We start from the raw sequence: 16,945 nt of genomic DNA, 5'->3' as shown, positions 1-16,945 counted from the left end.
GTCAGTGCGGGGCCGAAGCCGGGGCGCTGCGCACGCGCTGCTTCAGCACGGCGCCGCTCTTGGCCTCGACCTCCAGCTTCAGCAGCCGGCCGCCGGCTTGCAGCAGCTTGATCTCGTAGATCCAACGGCCGTCCCCGCGCTCCAGTTCGATCTCCAGCACCTGGCCCGGGTGGCTGCGCTGCAGGCGCTCCAGCAGCTGGGGCAGCGGCAGCACCTCACCGGCCAGCACCGCAGCACGCACGCGCTCGGCCTCGCCGCGGTCGCCCGCCACGGCCGAGCCGCCCAGCAGCACCAGGCCGAGGGCGACGCAGAAGGGGCGGGCGCGGGCTTTCATGCCGCCGATTGTGAGCAGCTTGTCTGAACCGGAGATGAACGCGCGCTTCAGCTTCGCTTCAAGCCCCGCTGCAAAGAATGGCCGCCATGCTTCAAGGAGCCGCCATGAACCCCAGCCGCCGCGTCACCGATGCCCCCACCCGCGTCTTCCACGCCCTGCTCGCCCTCGGCTTCGGCCTGGCCTGGCTGACCGGCGATGCCGACGACTGGCGCGCCCTGCATGTGGCGCTGGGCTACGGCATTGCCGGCCTGCTGAGCGCCTGGTTGCTCTACCAATTCTTCGGGCCGCGCCCGGCGCGCTGGGCCCTGCTGCTGCGGCGGCTGGGCAGCGGCCCGGCCTGGCTGCGCGAAGCCTTGCAGGGCAGCGGCGCCGCGCGCCCGGGCTTCTGGCGCCAGGGCCAGAACCTGCTGCTGGCCGCCCTGCCCCTGACCCTGCTGCTGGGCCTGCCCCTGCTGCTGCTCAGCGGCCTAGTCACCTACCAGGAATGGTTCGGCCTGGAAGAGGCGATGGAAGAGGTGCACGAGTTCTTCGCCAACAGCCTGGGCCTGATCGCCCTGCTGCACCCCACCCTGCTCCTGCTGAGCAGCTGGCAGCGCGGACAGAACCTGCTGCGCCCGATGGGCAGCGGCAAGCTGCCGGGCGCCGGGCCGGACCTGGTGCGCAGCGACCGGCGTGCGGTGGCGGCGCTGCTGGCCGCGGGGCTGGTGCTGGGGACGGGCTGGGTGTGGACGCAGGAACAGGCGGCGATGCCGATGGGGGAGCATGGGCACCGGGGGGAGCGGGGGCACCCTGAGGACGACGACGACTGAGCCCGGCGCGGCGGTGGCACCCGACGCGCTGTGCACCGATCCCCTACCGCACCGTCACGCTATGGCAGCTCCACGCCTCGGGCCGTTTCGTACAGGCCATACCACTCCCCCCGCGTGAGCGTGAGCTGCTCGGCCTGCGCGCAGGCGCGGATGCGTGCGGGCTGGGTGGTGCCGATGACGGGCTGAATGCCGGCCGGGTGGCGCATCAGCCAGGCCAGCACCACCGCCTCGGGCGGCACCCCATGGCGCAGTGCCACGGTGCGCACCCGCTCCGCCGTGCGGACCACCGCCGCAGAAGCGCCCTCGGGTGCCGCGCCGCTCAGCCAGCCTCGCGCCATGGCCCCCCAGGCCTGGAGCTGCACGGCCTGGTTCTGGCAAAACTCCAGGGTCTCCCCCCACGCTAGGCCATTCCGGCCCTGGGGGTCGTTGAAGCAGGTGCCCGCGTCCAGCCAGTCCAACTTGAGCAGGCTCATCTCCAGCTGATTCACCCGCGGCGGCTCGCCCATGGCGCGGCTCAGGCGGCTCATTTGCCCCGCATGCATGTTGGAGGCCCCCCAATGCCGCAGCTTGCCGCTGGCGCGCAAGCGCTGCAGCGCCTCGGCCACCTCGTCGGGTTCTATCAGGGGGTCGGGCCGGTGCAGCAGCAGCAAGTCCAGATACTCGGTGTTCAGGCGCCGCAGGCTGGCCTCCACGCTGGCCTGGATGTGCGCCGCGCTGAGGTCGTAGCGCTTGGGGCCCTCGGCGTCCCCAAACCGGATGCCGCACTTGGTTTGGATCTGCAGTTGATCTCGCAAGCTGGGCTGGCGCCGCAACAGCTCACCCAAGCACTGCTCGGCCTTGCCGTGCGTGTAGATGTCGGCGTGGTCGAACAGGCGGATGCCGATGTCCAGCGCCGCTTCCACCGCCGCCTGCGCGTGGGCAATTTCCGCCTCGCCGATCGGGTCGTGATTCCAGCCGCCGCCCAGCCCCATGCAGCCCAGCACCAAGCGGCTGGTTTGGGGAAGGTGTTCTTGCAAGGGAAAAGTTTTCATGCGCGGATTAAGCCACCCTTCGCTGCGTCCCCGCATCAAACAAATGCACCGCCTCCGGCACCCAGCGCAGATGCACCGCATCCCCCACGCGCTCGCGCACTTCGCCGGGCACGCGCGCCGTCAGCCGGCCCACCGGCGTGTCGGCACACAGGTACGTCTCCGGCCCCGTGGGTTCGATCATGTGCACCCGCCCCGGCAGCCCTTCCCCCGCCAGCTGCAGGGCCTCGGGCCGCAGGCCGTACAGGCATTCACCCCCCACGGCGGAGAGCGCCGCAGCCTGCTCGCCGTTCAGCCCCAGCTCCAGCCCATGCGCCGCCAGCCCGGCGCCTTGGCGCTGCGCCGCAATCCAGTTGATCTGCGGTGAGCCGATGAACTCGGCCACGAACACGGTGGCGGGGCGGGTGTAGATCTCGTGCGGGGTGCCGAACTGCTGCACCTGGCCGTCCTTCATCACGGCGATGCGGTCGCCCAGGGTCATGGCCTCGACCTGGTCGTGCGTGACGTACACCGTGGTGGTGCGGGTGCGCTGGTGCAGCAGCTTGATCTCGGCGCGCATCTCCACACGCAGCTTGGCGTCCAGGTTGGAGAGCGGCTCGTCGAACAGGAAGAGCTGCGGCGCGCGCGCCAGCGCCCGGCCCATGGCGACGCGCTGGCGCTGGCCGCCGCTGAGCTGCGCCGGGCGGCGCTCCAGCAGGTGCTCGATCTGCAGCATGGCCGCCACGCGGGCCACGGTGGCGGCGCGTTCGGGCTTGGGCACCTTTCGCATCTCCAGCCCGAAGGCGATGTTCTGCGCCACGTTCATGTTGGGGTAAAGCGCGTAGCTCTGGAACACCATGGCGATGTCGCGGTCCTTGCTGGGCAGCGCGGTGATGTCGCGCTCGCCCAGGAGGATGCGGCCGCTGCTGGGCTGCTCCAGGCCGGCGATCATCGACAGCAGGGTGCTCTTGCCGCAGCCCGAGGGGCCGACCAGGATGAGGAACTCGCCGGGCTCGATGGCGATGTCGATGCCCTTGAGGATTTCGGTCTGGTGGAAGGTCTTGCGGATGCCTTCGATCTTGAGTGCTTGCATGGCTCAGCCCTTGACTGCTCCGGCCGTGAGGCCGCGGACGAAATATTTGCCGGCGAGGACATACACCGCGAGCGTGGGCAGCGCCGCGATCAGCGCGCCGGCCATGTCCACGTTGTATTCCTTGACGCTGCTGCTGGTGTTGGCCAGGTTGTTCAGGCCCACGGTGATGGGTTTGTTGTCGAAGCCGCTGAACACCGCGCCGTAGAGGAAATCGTTCCAAATGGCGGTGAACTGCCAGATCACCGTCACCACGACGATCGGGCCCGACAGCGGCAGCAGCACGCGCCAGAAGAAGGTCCAGAAACCCGCGCCATCCAGCTGCGCGGCCTTCAGCAGCTCGCCCGGCACGCCCAGGTAGTAATTGCGGAAGAACAGGGTGGTGCTGGGCAGGCCGGCCAGCACATGCACCAGCACCAGGCCGCCCAGGTGGTCGGCCAGGCCGAACCAGCCCAGCACCTGGCTCATGGGCAGCAGCACCACCTGCATGGGCATGAACACGCCGAACAGCAGCAGCGCGAACAGCAGCTCGCTGCCACGGAAGCGCCATTGCGTGAGCACATAGCCGTTCAGTGCGCCCAGTGCCGTGGAAATGGCCACCGCCGGCACCACCATGGCCACGGAGTTCCAGAAATAGGGCTTCAGGCCGCCGCATTGCATGCCGGTGCAGGCCGTGCCCCAGGCCTTGGCCCAGGCACCGAAGTCCAGCGCCTGCGGCAGGCTCAGCAAACCGCCCATGCGCACCTCGTCCATGCTCTTGAACGCGGTGGCCAGCATCACGTAGAGCGGCAGCAGGAAGAACAGCGCGAGCAGCAGCAGCGCGCCCCAGAGGATCAAGCGATGCGGCTTCATGCCTTCTTGCTCCGCAGTTCCGAGTACAGATAGGGCACGACGATGGCGGCCAGCGTGGCCAGCATCATGGTGGCGCTGGCGGCGCCCAGGCCGATCTGGCCGCGCGTGAAGGCCATCGTGTACATGAAGGTGGCCGGCAGGTCGGTGGCGTAGCCGGGGCCACCGCTGGTGAGCGCCATCACCAGGTCGAAGCTCTTGATGGCCAGGTGCGCCACGATCATCAGCGTGGAGAAGAACACCGGGCGCAGGCTGGGGATGAGGATGCGCCAGTAGATGCGCGGCAGGCTGGCGCCATCCACCTGAGCGGCCTTGAGGATGGAGTCGTCAATGGAGCGCAGGCCGGCCAGGAAGAGCGCCATCACGAAGCCGCTGCTCTGCCAGATGGCCGCGATGACGACGCAGTAGATCGCCATCTCGGGGTCGATCAGCCAGCTGAACTGGGCGGATTCGAAGCCCCAGTCGTGCAGCAGCTTCTCCAGGCCCAGGCCGGGGTTGAGGATCCACTTCCAGGCCGTGCCGGTGACGATGAAGGAAAGCGCCATCGGGTACAGGAACACCGTGCGCAGCGCGCCTTCCGCGCGCACCTTCTGGTCCAGCAGCACCGCCATCAAAAGGCCCAGGGCCATGGCGCCGCCGATGAAGAGGCCGCCGAACACCGCCAGGTTGCGCAGCGCCAACCACCAGCGCTCGTTGCCCCACAGGGCCTGGTAGTGCACCAGGCCGGCCCACTCGTAATTGGGCAGCAGGCGGCTGGCCGAGAAGCTGAGGTAGCCGTTCCAGGCCATCAGGCCGTAGATGAAGGCCAGGCCCAGCGCGAAGGAAGGCGCCAGCACCAGCTTGGGCAGCCAGGGTGTGCGCGCGAGGGGTGTGTTCATAGCCGCAACCAAAAAAGGGCCCCGCCCTGCCCTGAAGGCAGGGCGGGAATCCCAAACCGGCGGGAGTGCCACCGGCATGCAGACAGGGGCGGTGGGCGCCCCAAGGGTCAAACCCCGTTCACTGGGTCTTGGCGGCAGCCGCGATGCGCTGCTTGGCCTGCGCCACGGTCATGGTGTCGTTGTTCCAGAACTGGCTCACCACGTCCTTGATCGCGCCTTCGGCCGCCGAGGGCACGGCCATGCCGTGGGCGATCGAGGGCACCAGGCTGCCGGCCTTGGCGGTGGCCAGGAAGTCCTGGTTGCTCAATTTCGCGCAGTCGTCGAACTTGTCCATCTTCAGATCGGTGCGCACCGGGATGGAACCCTTGTTCAGGTTGAACAGCTCCTGGAAGGCGGGCGACATGACGGCGGAGGCGAAGTCGCGCTGCGCGGCCTGGGCGTCGGCCTTCTTCAGCTTGAAGAGGGCGAAGCTGTCCACATTGAAGGTGAAGGCCTTGGCGGTGCCGGGCGCGGCCACGCAGACGAAGTCCTTGCCCGGCGCCTTGCCGGCTGCCAGGAACTCGCCCTTGGCCCAGTCGCCCATCAGCTGCATGCCGGCCTCGCCCTTGATGACCATGGCGGTGGCCAGGTTCCAGTCGCGCCCGGGGGCGTTCTTGTCGGTGTAGGCCTTCACGCGGCGGAAGGTTTCCAGCACCTTGTCCATGGTGGCGCTGTTGATCGTGGCGGCATCGAGTTGCACCAGGGCCTTCTTGTAGAAGTCCGCACCGCCCACGCCCAGGGCCACCGATTCGAAGGTGGTGAAGTCCTGCCAGTTCTGGCCGCCATGGGCGAGCGGAATGACGCCGGCCTTCTTCAGCGCTTCGGCGGCGGTGAAGAACTCGTCCCAGCTGCTGGGCGGCTTGACGCCGGCCTTTTTCAGCACCTCGGCATTGGCCCACAGCCAGTTGACGCGGTGCACGTTCACCGGCGCGGCCACGTACTGGCCCTGGTGCTTCATCACGTCGCTGACGACCTTGGGCAGCACGCCGTCCCAGTTCTCGGCCTTGGCCACCGCGTCCATGTTCGCCAGCAGGCCTTCTCGCGCCCATTCCTGGATGCTGGGGCCCTTGATCTGCGCCGCCGCCGGGGCGTTGCCCGAGACCACGCGGCTCTTCAGCACCGTCATGGCCGAATCGCCACCGCCACCGGCCACGGCGAAGTCCTTCCAGCTGTGGCCCTTCGCTTGCAGGCTGGCCTTCAGGCCTTGCGCGGCCTTGGCCTCGCCGCCGGCGGTCCACCAGTGCAGCACTTCCACTTCGCCGGCTTGGGCGGCGCCGAACAACAGGCCCAGGGCCAGGGCGATCGATTGCTTCTTCATCTGGGTCTCCGTGTGCATGTTCAGAACCACCATTCGACCTGGGCGCCGGCAGAGGTTCCGGAGGTCTTGTTCGCAAAGGCGGCATTGCCCGTGACGTTACCGGCGGCCTGGTTCCAGCGCGCATGCGTCACGTACAGGCGCAGCTCGGGGCGGGACCAGAAGCTGTTGTCGATCGACAGCGCTGGGCCCACGGTCAGCTTGCTCAGGCGGGCGGTGCTGCCGCCCTCGGGCTTGTATTGCGAGACACCCAGCTCGGTCAGGAACTTGAGGTTGCGGCTCATGCCCACGCTCACGCGGCCGCCCAGCGAGGCCGAGGTGGTGTCCTTGCCCGACTTGTCGCTTTCCTTGGCCAGCAGCAGGTGCAGCTGCCCGCCCACCGCGCCGCTCTGGCCGTTCAAGGCGTTCACCAGGCGCCAGCCCTTGGCCTGGCTGCCGGCCGTCAGGTCGCCGAAGTTGCTGTTCACGGCGGCCGAGCCCTGGGCGTACTGCAGCCACAGGGTGTTGGACAGGCCGGTGCCGAAGAGCTTCTTCTGATCGTGCCGCAGCGACAGGCCGGCCCCGCTGGTGCCGCCCTGGAAGTCGCCCTTGGTGAGGGTGGCGAACACGTTCAGCGCGGCGTCCTGGTTGGCCGGCAGGTTCAGCCATTCCAGGTTGATGCGGTGGCCGGGCTTCTGCGGCTGATCGTCGTTCTTGTAATAGGCCACGCCAAAGCGGCCGCCCAGGTTCTTGACGCCGAAGCCCACGCCCTTCATCTCGACGATCTGGGTGTCGGTGATGTGCACATCGCCGCGGCGGCCGCGCTCCTTGCCCACCCAGAAGGTGGCCTCGGGCGCCAGGTCGATGCCCTTGACCTCGGCCCAGAGCTGCTCGATGGCCAGGCCCTTGCCGTCGGTGTCGGTGTTGCCGGTGTAGTGGTTGGTCATCAGGCTGACCTTGTACTCAAGGCCGTCCTTCTTGAAGGCCTGGTCGAGCTGGAACTCGCCGTACAGATCGCATTCATTGCCCAGGCGGTACTTCATGCCGGGGCTGCCGCCGTTCAGGCCGTAGCAGGCGCGGTTGGCGTTGTTGCTGGTCAGGCCCGGGCCGGCGCGGAAGTAGCCGGTCCAGTCCAGGGCCTGGGCGGCGCCGCTGGCGAGCAGCAGCAATGCCAGGGGCGCAAGCTTGCGCGTGGGGTTCATGGGGTCTCCTCGGTCCTTGTTGTGCTGCTGACAACGGGTTCCGGGGCCCGCATTCAGCAATCGTTCAGATTTGCTAGCGGAGCGGATGTTAAGGAGACGTTAAAGAAACGCGATGGGTGTTTTCCTTAATACTTCATGAATGGCGCGGCGTGCTGCCGCGCGCCACCAGCTCGCAGGCCAGCGCCTGCCCCTCGGGCGGGCCGCCGCTCTGCAGCGCGGCCAGCAGGCTGCGCGCGGCGCTGCGGCCGATCTCGGCATTGGGCGTGTGCACGGTGGAGAGCATGGGCCGCACCTGGCGGCTGATGGGGAAGTCGCCAAAACCCAGCAGGGCCGGGCCGCTGGTGGGGGAGCTGCTGAGGGAGCTACCCACCGCCTGCAGGTCCACCCAGGCGCCGGCGGCGAGCAGGTCGTTGGCAAAGGCCACGGCGCTGGGCGCGGGCTGGCGCGCCAGCAGCTGCTGCAGCGCCCAGCGGCCGGAGTCGAAGCTGTCGCCGGGCGGGGCCTGCACTTCGTCCAGCCGGGCGCCGGCCTGGGCGGCGGCGGCGGCAAAGCCGGCGCGGCGCTCGCGGGCGCGGTAGTCCTCGGCCACGGGGTTGTCCACATAGCCGAGGTGGCGGTGGCCCAGCTCCATCAGGTGGCACGCCATGCGCATGCCGATTTCGCGGTGGTCGAAACCGATGCGCGCAGGGGCCCCGGGCTCGTTCGGCGCGTCGGGGCGGTCCCAGATCTCCACCACCGGCGTGCCCTGCTCACGCAAGCCATTCAGCAGTTGTTCAGCGGCGGCGGAATGGCGGCGGCCGGTGAGCACCAGGGCGCTGGGCGACCAGGCCATCAGCGCGCGCAGCTGGCGCTCCTCGCGCTCCAGCGAGTAGTTGGTGGGCATCAGCATCAGCTCGTAGCCGCTGTCCATCAGGCCCTCGCTCAGGCCCTGGATGGTCTCGGCAAAGATCGAGTAGCCGAGGTTGGGCACCAGCGCCGCCACCACGCGCGAGCGCCCGCTGGCCAGCTGGCCGGCCTGGGCATTGGGCACATAGCCCACCTCATCCACCGCAGCGCGCACGCGGGCGGCGGTTTCGGGGGCCAGCTTGTCCGGGCTGTGGAAAAAGCGCGACACGGTAATCCGCGTCACGCCGGCGGCCTGCGCCACGTCGTCCAGCGTGGGGCGGCCATGGCCGCGGCGGGGCCGGCGGCTCACGGCCACAGCGGCCTCCGGGCCGTTACCAAGGGTTTCCTTGAATAGCTCAAAACCTCTCCTGCATCGAATGATGTTAGCGGTAACACAGCACTTTTGAGTGCGAAAGCGCCTGCAGACCATGACAAGCAAAGCCCTCGCCGATCTGCGCAGCCGTCGCTGGTTCGACGCCACCGACATGCGTGGCTTTGCGCACCGCCAGCGTATCCAGCAAATGGGCCTGCGCCGGGAGGACGTGCTCGAGCGCCCCATCGTCGCCATCATCAACACCTGGAGCGATCTCTCGCCCTGCCATGCGCATCTGCGCGAGCGGGCCGAGAGCATCAAGCGCGGCGTGCTGATGGCCGGTGGCATGCCCTTCGAGCTGCCCGCACTCAGCCTGGGCGAGGTGATGGTCAAGCCCACCACCATGCTCTACCGCAACTTCCTGGCCATGGAGGTGGAGGAGCTGCTGCGCTCCCTGCCGGTGGATGGCGTGGTGCTGCTGGCCGGCTGCGACAAGACCACGCCGGGCACGCTGATGGGCGCCATCAGCACCGACCTGCCCACCCTCTTCTGCCCCGCTGGCGGCATGCTGAGCGACCGCTACCTCAAGCAGGGCGAACCCGCCCGCGTGGTGGGCGCGGGCACGCACACGCGCATGTTCTGGGACGAATACCAGGCCGGCGCCATCTGCGACAACGAGTGGGTCAATCTGGAAGCCAAGATGACCCGCTCGCCCGGCACCTGCAATGTGATGGGCACGGCCAGCACCATGGTCTCGATGGTGGAGGCCCTGGGCCTGGCGCTGCCGGGCGCCACCGCCATCCCGGCCATGGATTCCGCCCATGTGCGCATGGCCACCGCCTGCGGCGAGCGCATCGTGCACATGATCTGGGAGGACTTGAAACCCTCGCGCCTGCTCACCCGCGGCTCCTTCCTGAACGCCGTGGCCGCCCAGATGGCGCTGGGCGGCTCCACCAATGCCGCGGTGCACGTGATGGCGCTGGCGCGCCGCGCCGGCGTGGCCCTGAACCTGGACGACCTGGACGCCATGGCGCGCCGCGTGCCGGTGCTGGCCAACCTCTTCCCCAGTGGCGACCGCCTGATGGAGGACTTCCACTACGCCGGCGGCCTCCCCGCGCTCTTGAACCGCATCCGCGCGCACCTCAACCTGGACGAGCTGACCGTCACCGGCCAGCGCCTGGGCGAGGCCATCGCCGGCCGCGAGAGCCTGGACGACGAGGTGATCCGCCCGCTCGACCGCCCGGTGAGCGAAGCCGGCGCGCTGGCGGTGCTGCGCGGCAACCTGGCCCCCGAGGGCGCGGTGATGAAGACCAGCGCCGCCAGCCCGCGCTACTTCCACCATGTGGGCAAGGCCCTGGTGTTCGACAACCCCGCCGAAATGATGGCGCGCTGCGCCGACCCCGAGCTGGACTGCGACGAGAACACCGTGCTGGTGCTGCGCAACGCCGGCCCGGTGGGCGCCCCCGGCATGCCCGAATGGGGCGGCCTGCCCATCCCCAAGAAGTTGCTGGCACGCGGCGTGCGCGATCTGGTGCGCCTGTCCGACGCGCGCATGAGCGGCACCCATTACGGCAGCTGCGTGCTGCACATCTCGCCCGAGAGCGCGGTGGGCGGGCCGCTGGCCCTGGTGCAGACAGGCGACCTGATCGAGCTGAACCTGCCCGAGCGCCGCCTGCAGCTGCGCGTGGACGACGCCGAACTGGCGCGCCGCCGCGCTGCGTGGCAGCCCCCCGTATCGCCCTACCGGCGTGGCTACATCAAGCTCTATCAAGAGCATGTGACGCAAGCCCACGAAGGGTGCGACTTCGATTTCTTGCAAGACGCGATCCCGAGTACCGAGCCGACCATCTTCTGATGGCTGCGACCCCCTTCTAAAACACCCGCCGGAGACCCACCATGCCCTTCGCCCCCCGCATCCCCGCCTTCCGCCTGAGCTTGCTCGCCCTGGCGGCCTCCACCGCCTTCGGCGCCCAAGCCCAAAGCGCCGAAGCCCCGAAGGACGAGGCCAAGGATCCGACCAAGCTGGAGGCCGTGGTCGTCACCGCCACCAAGCGCATCCAGCCGCTGCAGAAGACGCCGCTGGCGGTCTCGGTGATCGGCGGCGGTGCGCTGGAGGAGATGAACCTCAACAACCTCTCCACCATCACCGCCCAGTTGCCGACGGTGAATTACCGCAGCAACGCCTCGAACAAGGATTCGGCGCTGTTCATCCGCGGCGTGGGCACGATCTCCACCTCGCCGGGCGTGGAGCCCACGGTGTCGATGGTGCTGGACGGCGTCGTCACCGCCCGCCCCGGCCAGGCCACGCTGGACCTGGTGGAGGTGGACCGCATCGAGATCCTGCGCGGCCCGCAGGGCACGCTGTTCGGCAAGAACTCGTCGGCCGGTGTGATCAACATCGTCACCCGCCCCGCGGCCAAGGGCAAGGGCGGCTACCTGGACCTGTCGGCCTTCCAGGGCGGTGAGCACCGCATCCGCGCCGGCGTGTTCGGCGGCACCAGCGAGCTGCGCGGCTCGCTGTCGCTGATGTCGGCCAAGTTCGACGGCAACGTCACCAATGTGGCCGATGGCAGCAAGGTCAACGGCTATGACCGCGACGGCGTGCGCGGCCGCGTCGAGTTCCAGCCCATGCGCGAAATGAAGGTCACGCTGATCGCCGACTACACGCGCTCCAAGGACACCACCCCCACCGGCGTGCCCTATGGCACCGATGTGGCCACCTACCCCACCAATGCGGTGACGGCCAACCCGCTTTACGCCGCGGCCGTGGCGCCGGTGATCCCCTCGCCCACCAACCGCCAGATCAACAGCGAGATGCTGACGCGCGTGACGGACACCAACCAGGGCCTCTCGACCCAGGTGGACTACACCCTGCCCAGCGTGACGCTGACCTCCATCACCGCCCACCGCGGCTGGGAGAACCACCAGTTCCAGGATCAGGACCGCCTGCCCAAGCCCTACCGTCAGTTCGCCCAGCTGGCCGATGAAGGCACGCTCGACTTCAGCCAGTTCACCCAGGAACTGCGCGTGGCCAGCAACGGCAAGCAGACCTTCGACTACGTCGCCGGCCTGTTCTATTTCGACGGCAAGAACGACGAGGTGTACCGCCGCGATGTGACGGCTTGCCCGGCCAGCACCGCCGCAGCCCTGCCCTCGGGCCTGGTGCCCTGCACCGCCGGTCCCGTCGTCACCGGCAATGGCGTGGCCACCTATGGCGTGCGCAGCAAGAGCAAGGCGCTGTTCGGCGAGGGCACGATGAACTTCAGCCCCGAGCTGCGCACCATCGCGGGCCTGCGCTACACGCAGGACGAGCTCTCTTATTACCACGGCCGCGTGGCCTCGGCCTCGGGCCTCTCGGGCGTGGGCGCCACGCGCGCGCCGGTCACCGGCTCCACCGATGTCGACGCCGTCTCCGGCCGCTTCGGCCCGCAGTACGACATCACGCCGGACATGATGGCCTACGCCACCTACTCGCGCGGCTACAAGGGCCCGGCCTACAACGTGTTCTTCAACATGTCGCCCACGCAGGACAACGTGCTGGCCCCTGAGAAGAGCAAGTCGTATGAGATCGGCCTGAAGAGCGAGCTGCTGGACCGCCGCCTGCGCGTCAACCTGGCCGCCTTTGACACCGAATACAACGGCTACCAGGCCAATGTGCCTGACCTCGTCAACGGCACCATCGTCACGCGCCTCATCAACGCCGGTGAAGTCAGCACCAAGGGCATCGAGATGGACTTGACCGCTCGCCCCACCGCCGGACTGAACGTGAGCTTCAACGTCGCCAACATCAAGGCGCGCGTGAAGAACTTCAACTGCCCGCCGGGTGCGGCGGCCAGCTGCAACATCAATGGCAAGCCGCTGCCCTTCTCGCCCGACTGGAAGGCCAGCCTGCGCCTGAAGTACACGCAGACCCTCACCGACAGCCTGAGCCTGGACTACGGCTTTGACGCCACCTGGCAGACCAAGGTGCAGTTCGACCTGCAGCAGCAGCCCAACTCCTTCCAGCCCGAGTACACGATCTACAACGCCCGCGTGGCGCTGCAGAGCACCGACGGCTGGAGCGTGGCGCTGATCGGGCGCAACCTGGGCGACAAGTCCTACGCCACCCTGGTGCAAAACTCGGGCAGCAACATCAACCGCTACGTGCCGCGCGACGACCGCCGCTACTTCGGCGTGAACCTGCGCTACGACTTCTGATGCGCAACGCCTTTCGCGACCTGCTGGCGGCCCGCGCCACCCACTGCCCGCTGGGCAGCTGGGTGATGTCGGCCAGCCCCATCGTGGCCGAGGCCATGGGCCGCGCCGGCTTCGACTGGGGCGTGCTGGACATGGAGCACAGCCCGCTGGACCTGCTGGGTCTGGCGCAGCTGCTGCAGGCGGTGGGCTGCACGCCCATGGCCCCGCTGGTGCGGGTGCCCTGGAACGAGACCGTGCTGATGAAGCGCGTGCTCGACGCCGGAGCCACCAGCCTGCTGGTGCCCTTTGTGCAGAACGCCGACGAGGCGCGCGCCGCCGTGGCCGCCACCCGCTACCCGCCCGAGGGCGTGCGCGGCATGGCGGGCATGAGCCGCGCCTCGGCCTTCGGCACCACACCGAACTACCTGAAGCAGGCCAACCAGGGCCTCTGCGTGGTGCTGCAGCTCGAAACCCCGCAGGCGGTGGCGCAGCTGGACGCGATTGCTGCCGTGCCCGGCGTGGACGCGCTCTTCCTCGGCCCGGCGGACCTTTCCGCCGCCATGGGCCATGTGGGCGAACTCATGCACCCGGAGGTGTTCGAGCTGATGCGCGCGGCCGCGCAGCGCTGCCGTGAGCTGGGCAGGCCGGTGGGCACCGTGGGCGGCAACCCTGCCGCGGTGCAGCGCTACCGCGACGCCGGCTTTGATTTCGTGGCCCTGGCCTCGGACCTGGGGCTGCTGATGCAGTCCGCCCAGGCCGGCCTGGCCGCCCTGCGCCAGAACGGCGCGGCCCCTGCCGCTTCCAGCGGCTATTGAGAGAGCCATGGCCGCCATCGAACTGCGCCAGGTGCGCAAGAGCTACGACGGGCGCGTGCCCATCATCCACGGCATCGACCTGGAAGTCCGCCAGGGCGAGTTCGTCGTCTTCGTCGGCCCCTCGGGCTGCGGCAAGAGCACCCTGCTGCGCATGATCGCGGGGCTGGAAACCATCAGCGGCGGCGAGATCCTGATCGACGGCGAGGTGGTGAACGAGCGCCCGCCGCGCGCCCGCGACATCGCCATGGTGTTCCAGGACTACGCGCTCTACCCGCACAAGACCCTGTTCGAGAACATGGCCTTCGGCCTGCGCCTGCGCAAGACGCCCGAGGCCGAGGTGCAGCGCCGCGTCGGTGAGGTGGCCGCCCTGCTGCGCATCGAGCACATGCTGCAGAGGAAGCCGCGCGAGCTTTCCGGTGGCCAGCGCCAGCGCGTCGCCATTGGCCGCGCCATCGTGCGCCAGCCCAAGGTCTTCCTGTTCGACGAGCCGCTCTCCAACCTCGACGCCCAGCTGCGCAATGAGATGCGCGCCGAGATCAAGCGCCTGCATCAGCGCCTGGGCGCCACCATCGTCTACGTCACGCACGACCAGACCGAGGCCATGACCCTGGCCGACCGCATCTGCGTGCTGCAGGGCGGGCACAAGATGCAGTTCGACACGCCCGAGGCCGTCTACAACCGCCCCGCCGCGCAGTTCGTGGCCGGCTTCACCGGCGCGCCGCCCATGAACCTGCTGCGCTGCACGGTGCAGGACGGCCAGGCCGAGCTGGGCCAGGGCGTGCGCCTGGCCCTGCCAGCCAACCTGAGGGGCCACAGCGGCACCCAGGTGCTGGGCGTGCGCCCCGAAAACCTGACCCTGGAGCCGCGCCCCGATGCCGACCTGCAGCTGCAAGGCCGGCTCTCGCTCATCGAGCCCCTGGGCGCCGAGACCCTGCTGACCGTGCAGGTGGGCGAGCACGAGCTGGTGGCGCGCGTGGGCGCGGACTTCCACGGCCAAAGCGGCCAGGCCTTGACCCTGCACCTGGCCAGCGCCCAGCTGCATCTGTTCGACGCCAACGACGGCCGCGCGCTGCGTTCCGCATGAAGCGCCTGCTTGCCCTGCTGCTGGGCCTGTGCCTGAGTCTGGGTGCGGCCGCCGAAGTGCGCCTGCGCGTGTTCGTGGGCGGCAGCAACCAGCGCCCCGACCTGATGCGCAAGCTGTTCGACCAGTACCTGGCCGACAAGCCCGGGCTGACGATCGACATCGAGACCGGCGGCGCCACCTCGGACCTGCAGCGCCAGTACCTGAGCACCGTGCTGAACGCGCGCGACAACGCGCTCGACGCCTTCCTGATCGACATCGTCAACCCCGCGCAGTACTTCCAGGCCGGCTGGCTGGAGCCGCTGGACGCCCATCTGGGCCCGGCCGATCAATTGCTGGCGCCCTATCTGGCGGTGTACCGCGAGGCCAATGTGGTGCAGGGCCGCGTGGCCGCGCTGCCGGCCTTTGCCGATGCCCTGTTCATGTACTACCGCCGCGACCTGCTGGACAAGCATGGCCTGCCGCAGCCGCGCACCTGGGAGGAGTTGGGGCGCGTGGCGCGCCAGGTGCAGCAGGCCGAGGGCAACCCCAAGCTGCAGGGCCTGAGCCTGCAGGGCGCGCCGGTGGAGGGTGCGGTGTGCACCTTCCTGCTGCCCTACTGGAGCCAGGGCAAGGCGGTGCAGGACCCGCAGGGCCGCTCGGTGTTCGACGCCGCCGCCGCCGCGCGCGGCCTGCAGCAGTGGGTGACGCTGATGGACCAGGGCGTCATCAAGCGCAACGTCGCGGAGGTCAAGACCCCCGACACGGTGAACGAGTTCAAGGCCGGCAAGGTGTTGTTCGCGCTGAACTGGAGCTGGGCCTGGGACCGCTTCGAGCAGGATGCCGACAGTCAGGTGCGCGGCAAGGTGGGCGTGATGCCCTTGCCCGCCATGACCGGGGGCCAGAGCGCCACCTGCACTGGCGGCTGGCAATGGGCGGTGAGCGCCTTCAGCCGCCACAAGGCCGAGGCCGCGCGCCTGGTGCAGTTCCTCAGCACGCCGGAGGCCAGCCGCTTCCTGGCCGTGCGCGGTGCGCTGCTGCCCACTTACGCCGAGCTCTACACCCACCCCGAGGTGGTGGCCCAGGTGCCCTGGTTTGCCGACGCCGCCGCCGTGGTGCGCCACGCGCGCAGCCGCCCGGTGAGCGCCCGCTACGGCGAGGTCAGCGACGCGCTGCGCAGCGCCACCAATGCGGTGCTGGCGCGCTCGCGCCAGCCCGCGGACGCGGCCGCCGATGTCGAATCCCGCCTGCGCCGGGTCATGCGATGAAGGGCGACGCGATGAACCAGCCCCCATCGAAATGGCAGCCCAGCTGGCGCGAGCGCCTGCTGGACCCGAGCGACCGCACCCTGGCTGTGCTGCTGCTGGCCCCCGCGTTCGCGCTGCTGGCGCTGATCGTGGCCTACCCCATCCTGCGCCTGATCTGGAACAGCGGCTTCGAGCTGCGGCTTTCGGGCGGCAGCGTGGCCCGCTTCGTGGGCCTGCAGAACTACGCCGACCTGCTGCAGGACCGCGAGTTCTGGAGCGCGCTGGGCAACACGCTGCTCATCACCGCCATCACCGTGCCGGGCGCGCTGGTGGTGGGCATGGGCCTGGCGCTGCTGGCCAACCTGCCCTTCAAGCGGCGCTGGCCGGTGCGCCTGGCGCTGCTGCTGCCCTGGGCGCTGCCGCTGTCCTTCGTGGGCCTGATCTTTGCCTGGTTCTTCCACACCGATTACGGCATCGTCAACGACCTGCTGGTGCGGCTGGGCATGAAGGAGCCGCCGATGTGGCTGCTCGACCGCGGCCTCGGGCTGGCAGCCATCTGCATCGCCATCATCTGGAAGACCAGCAGCTTCATGGCGCTGATCCTGCTGGCCGGGCTGCAGATGATTCCGCGCTCGCTGTACGAAGCCGCCGAGGTGGACGGCGCCAGCCGCTGGCAGCAGTTCTGGCAGATCACCGTGCCGATGCTGATGCCCTCCATCGTGGTGGCGCTGATCTTTCGCACCATCACCGCGCTGCAGACCTTCGACATCCCCTTCACGATGACGCGCGGCGGCCCCGGCCACACCACCGAGACCCTGGCCATGCTGATCCACAAGACCACCATCGATTACCTGGACGTGGGCTACGGCTCCACCCAGGCGGTGGCGATGTTCCTGATCTCGCTGTGCGTGACCGCGGCCTATTTGCGCCGCATCGGCAAGGAATGA

At 69.1% G+C, this 16,945-nt stretch carries 15 protein-coding genes; 7 read left to right on the top strand and 8 right to left on the bottom strand.

What is annotated here, in order from left to right; genetic code table 11:
- Nucleotide 1: 1 nt before the first annotated feature.
- Complete coding sequence (locus I7X39_RS19715) at nucleotides 2-334, bottom strand: PepSY domain-containing protein (RefSeq protein WP_198112896.1); 333 nt, start codon at nucleotides 332-334, stop codon at nucleotides 2-4.
- 104 nt (nucleotides 335-438) lie between these two features.
- Between I7X39_RS19715 and I7X39_RS19710 the strand changes: the two genes are divergently transcribed.
- Nucleotides 439-1,143 (top strand): cytochrome b/b6 domain-containing protein, encoded by a 705-nt coding sequence (locus tag I7X39_RS19710; RefSeq protein ID WP_198112895.1) that lies wholly within the window; start codon nucleotides 439-441, stop codon nucleotides 1,141-1,143.
- A 59-nt stretch (nucleotides 1,144-1,202) separates the two neighbouring features.
- On the opposite strand, the gene I7X39_RS19705 is transcribed toward I7X39_RS19710, so the two are convergent.
- The 7 genes from I7X39_RS19705 to I7X39_RS19675 all read right to left on the bottom strand — a co-directional run bounded on the left by I7X39_RS19705 (nucleotide 1,203) and on the right by I7X39_RS19675 (nucleotide 8,697).
- Nucleotides 1,203-2,174 carry an aldo/keto reductase gene (locus tag I7X39_RS19705; protein ID WP_198112894.1) on the bottom strand — a complete coding sequence of 324 codons (972 nt, stop codon included), beginning with the start codon at nucleotides 2,172-2,174 and terminating at the stop codon, nucleotides 1,203-1,205.
- A gap of 7 nt (nucleotides 2,175-2,181) precedes the next feature.
- Nucleotides 2,182-3,243 (bottom strand): ABC transporter ATP-binding protein, encoded by a 1,062-nt coding sequence (locus I7X39_RS19700; protein WP_198112893.1) that lies wholly within the window; start codon nucleotides 3,241-3,243, stop codon nucleotides 2,182-2,184.
- A 3-nt stretch (nucleotides 3,244-3,246) separates the two neighbouring features.
- The gene (locus tag I7X39_RS19695) at nucleotides 3,247-4,092 is read right to left on the bottom strand and encodes a carbohydrate ABC transporter permease (protein ID WP_198112892.1); all 846 of its coding nucleotides are present in this window, start codon (nucleotides 4,090-4,092) and stop codon (nucleotides 3,247-3,249) included.
- On the bottom strand, nucleotides 4,089-4,967 hold the full coding sequence (locus I7X39_RS19690) for a carbohydrate ABC transporter permease (protein WP_198112891.1): 879 nt from the start codon (nucleotides 4,965-4,967) through the stop codon (nucleotides 4,089-4,091). Before I7X39_RS19690 ends, I7X39_RS19695 begins: the two co-directional genes overlap by 4 nt.
- Before the next feature lie 118 nt (nucleotides 4,968-5,085).
- The gene (locus tag I7X39_RS19685; RefSeq protein WP_198112938.1) at nucleotides 5,086-6,324 is read right to left on the bottom strand and encodes an ABC transporter substrate-binding protein; all 1,239 of its coding nucleotides are present in this window, start codon (nucleotides 6,322-6,324) and stop codon (nucleotides 5,086-5,088) included.
- Between the two features lie 20 nt (nucleotides 6,325-6,344).
- On the bottom strand, nucleotides 6,345-7,502 hold the full coding sequence (locus I7X39_RS19680; RefSeq protein WP_198112890.1) for a maltoporin: 1,158 nt from the start codon (nucleotides 7,500-7,502) through the stop codon (nucleotides 6,345-6,347).
- Between the two features lie 133 nt (nucleotides 7,503-7,635).
- Entirely contained in the window at nucleotides 7,636-8,697 is a 1,062-nt protein-coding gene (locus I7X39_RS19675; RefSeq protein ID WP_198112889.1) for a LacI family DNA-binding transcriptional regulator, read from the bottom strand.
- A gap of 118 nt (nucleotides 8,698-8,815) precedes the next feature.
- Between I7X39_RS19675 and I7X39_RS19670 the strand changes: the two genes are divergently transcribed.
- Genes I7X39_RS19670 through I7X39_RS19645 form a run of 6 tightly spaced genes read left to right on the top strand, consistent with a single transcriptional unit; the run spans nucleotide 8,816 to nucleotide 16,945 of the window.
- The gene (locus I7X39_RS19670; protein WP_198112888.1) at nucleotides 8,816-10,555 is read left to right on the top strand and encodes an IlvD/Edd family dehydratase; all 1,740 of its coding nucleotides are present in this window, start codon (nucleotides 8,816-8,818) and stop codon (nucleotides 10,553-10,555) included.
- 41 nt (nucleotides 10,556-10,596) lie between these two features.
- Complete coding sequence (locus I7X39_RS19665; protein WP_198112887.1) at nucleotides 10,597-12,897, top strand: TonB-dependent receptor; 2,301 nt, start codon at nucleotides 10,597-10,599, stop codon at nucleotides 12,895-12,897.
- The gene (locus I7X39_RS19660; RefSeq protein WP_198112886.1) at nucleotides 12,897-13,691 is read left to right on the top strand and encodes an HpcH/HpaI aldolase family protein; all 795 of its coding nucleotides are present in this window, start codon (nucleotides 12,897-12,899) and stop codon (nucleotides 13,689-13,691) included. The genes I7X39_RS19665 and I7X39_RS19660 overlap by 1 nt, the downstream gene beginning before the upstream one ends.
- A gap of 7 nt (nucleotides 13,692-13,698) precedes the next feature.
- Complete coding sequence (locus I7X39_RS19655; RefSeq protein ID WP_198112885.1) at nucleotides 13,699-14,775, top strand: ABC transporter ATP-binding protein; 1,077 nt, start codon at nucleotides 13,699-13,701, stop codon at nucleotides 14,773-14,775.
- Entirely contained in the window at nucleotides 14,772-16,019 is a 1,248-nt protein-coding gene (locus tag I7X39_RS19650) for an ABC transporter substrate-binding protein (RefSeq protein WP_198112884.1), read from the top strand. Before I7X39_RS19655 ends, I7X39_RS19650 begins: the two co-directional genes overlap by 4 nt.
- Nucleotides 16,020-16,030: 11 nt before the next feature.
- The gene (locus I7X39_RS19645) at nucleotides 16,031-16,945 is read left to right on the top strand and encodes a carbohydrate ABC transporter permease (protein WP_198112883.1); all 915 of its coding nucleotides are present in this window, start codon (nucleotides 16,031-16,033) and stop codon (nucleotides 16,943-16,945) included.

The sequence above is a fragment of the Inhella proteolytica genome, from assembly GCF_016093275.1.
GTDB classification, from domain to species: Bacteria; Pseudomonadota; Gammaproteobacteria; order Burkholderiales; family Burkholderiaceae_C; genus Inhella; species Inhella proteolytica.
Note: the sequence above shows the minus strand (reverse complement) of the source record. Positions and strands in the feature narration are given on the sequence as shown.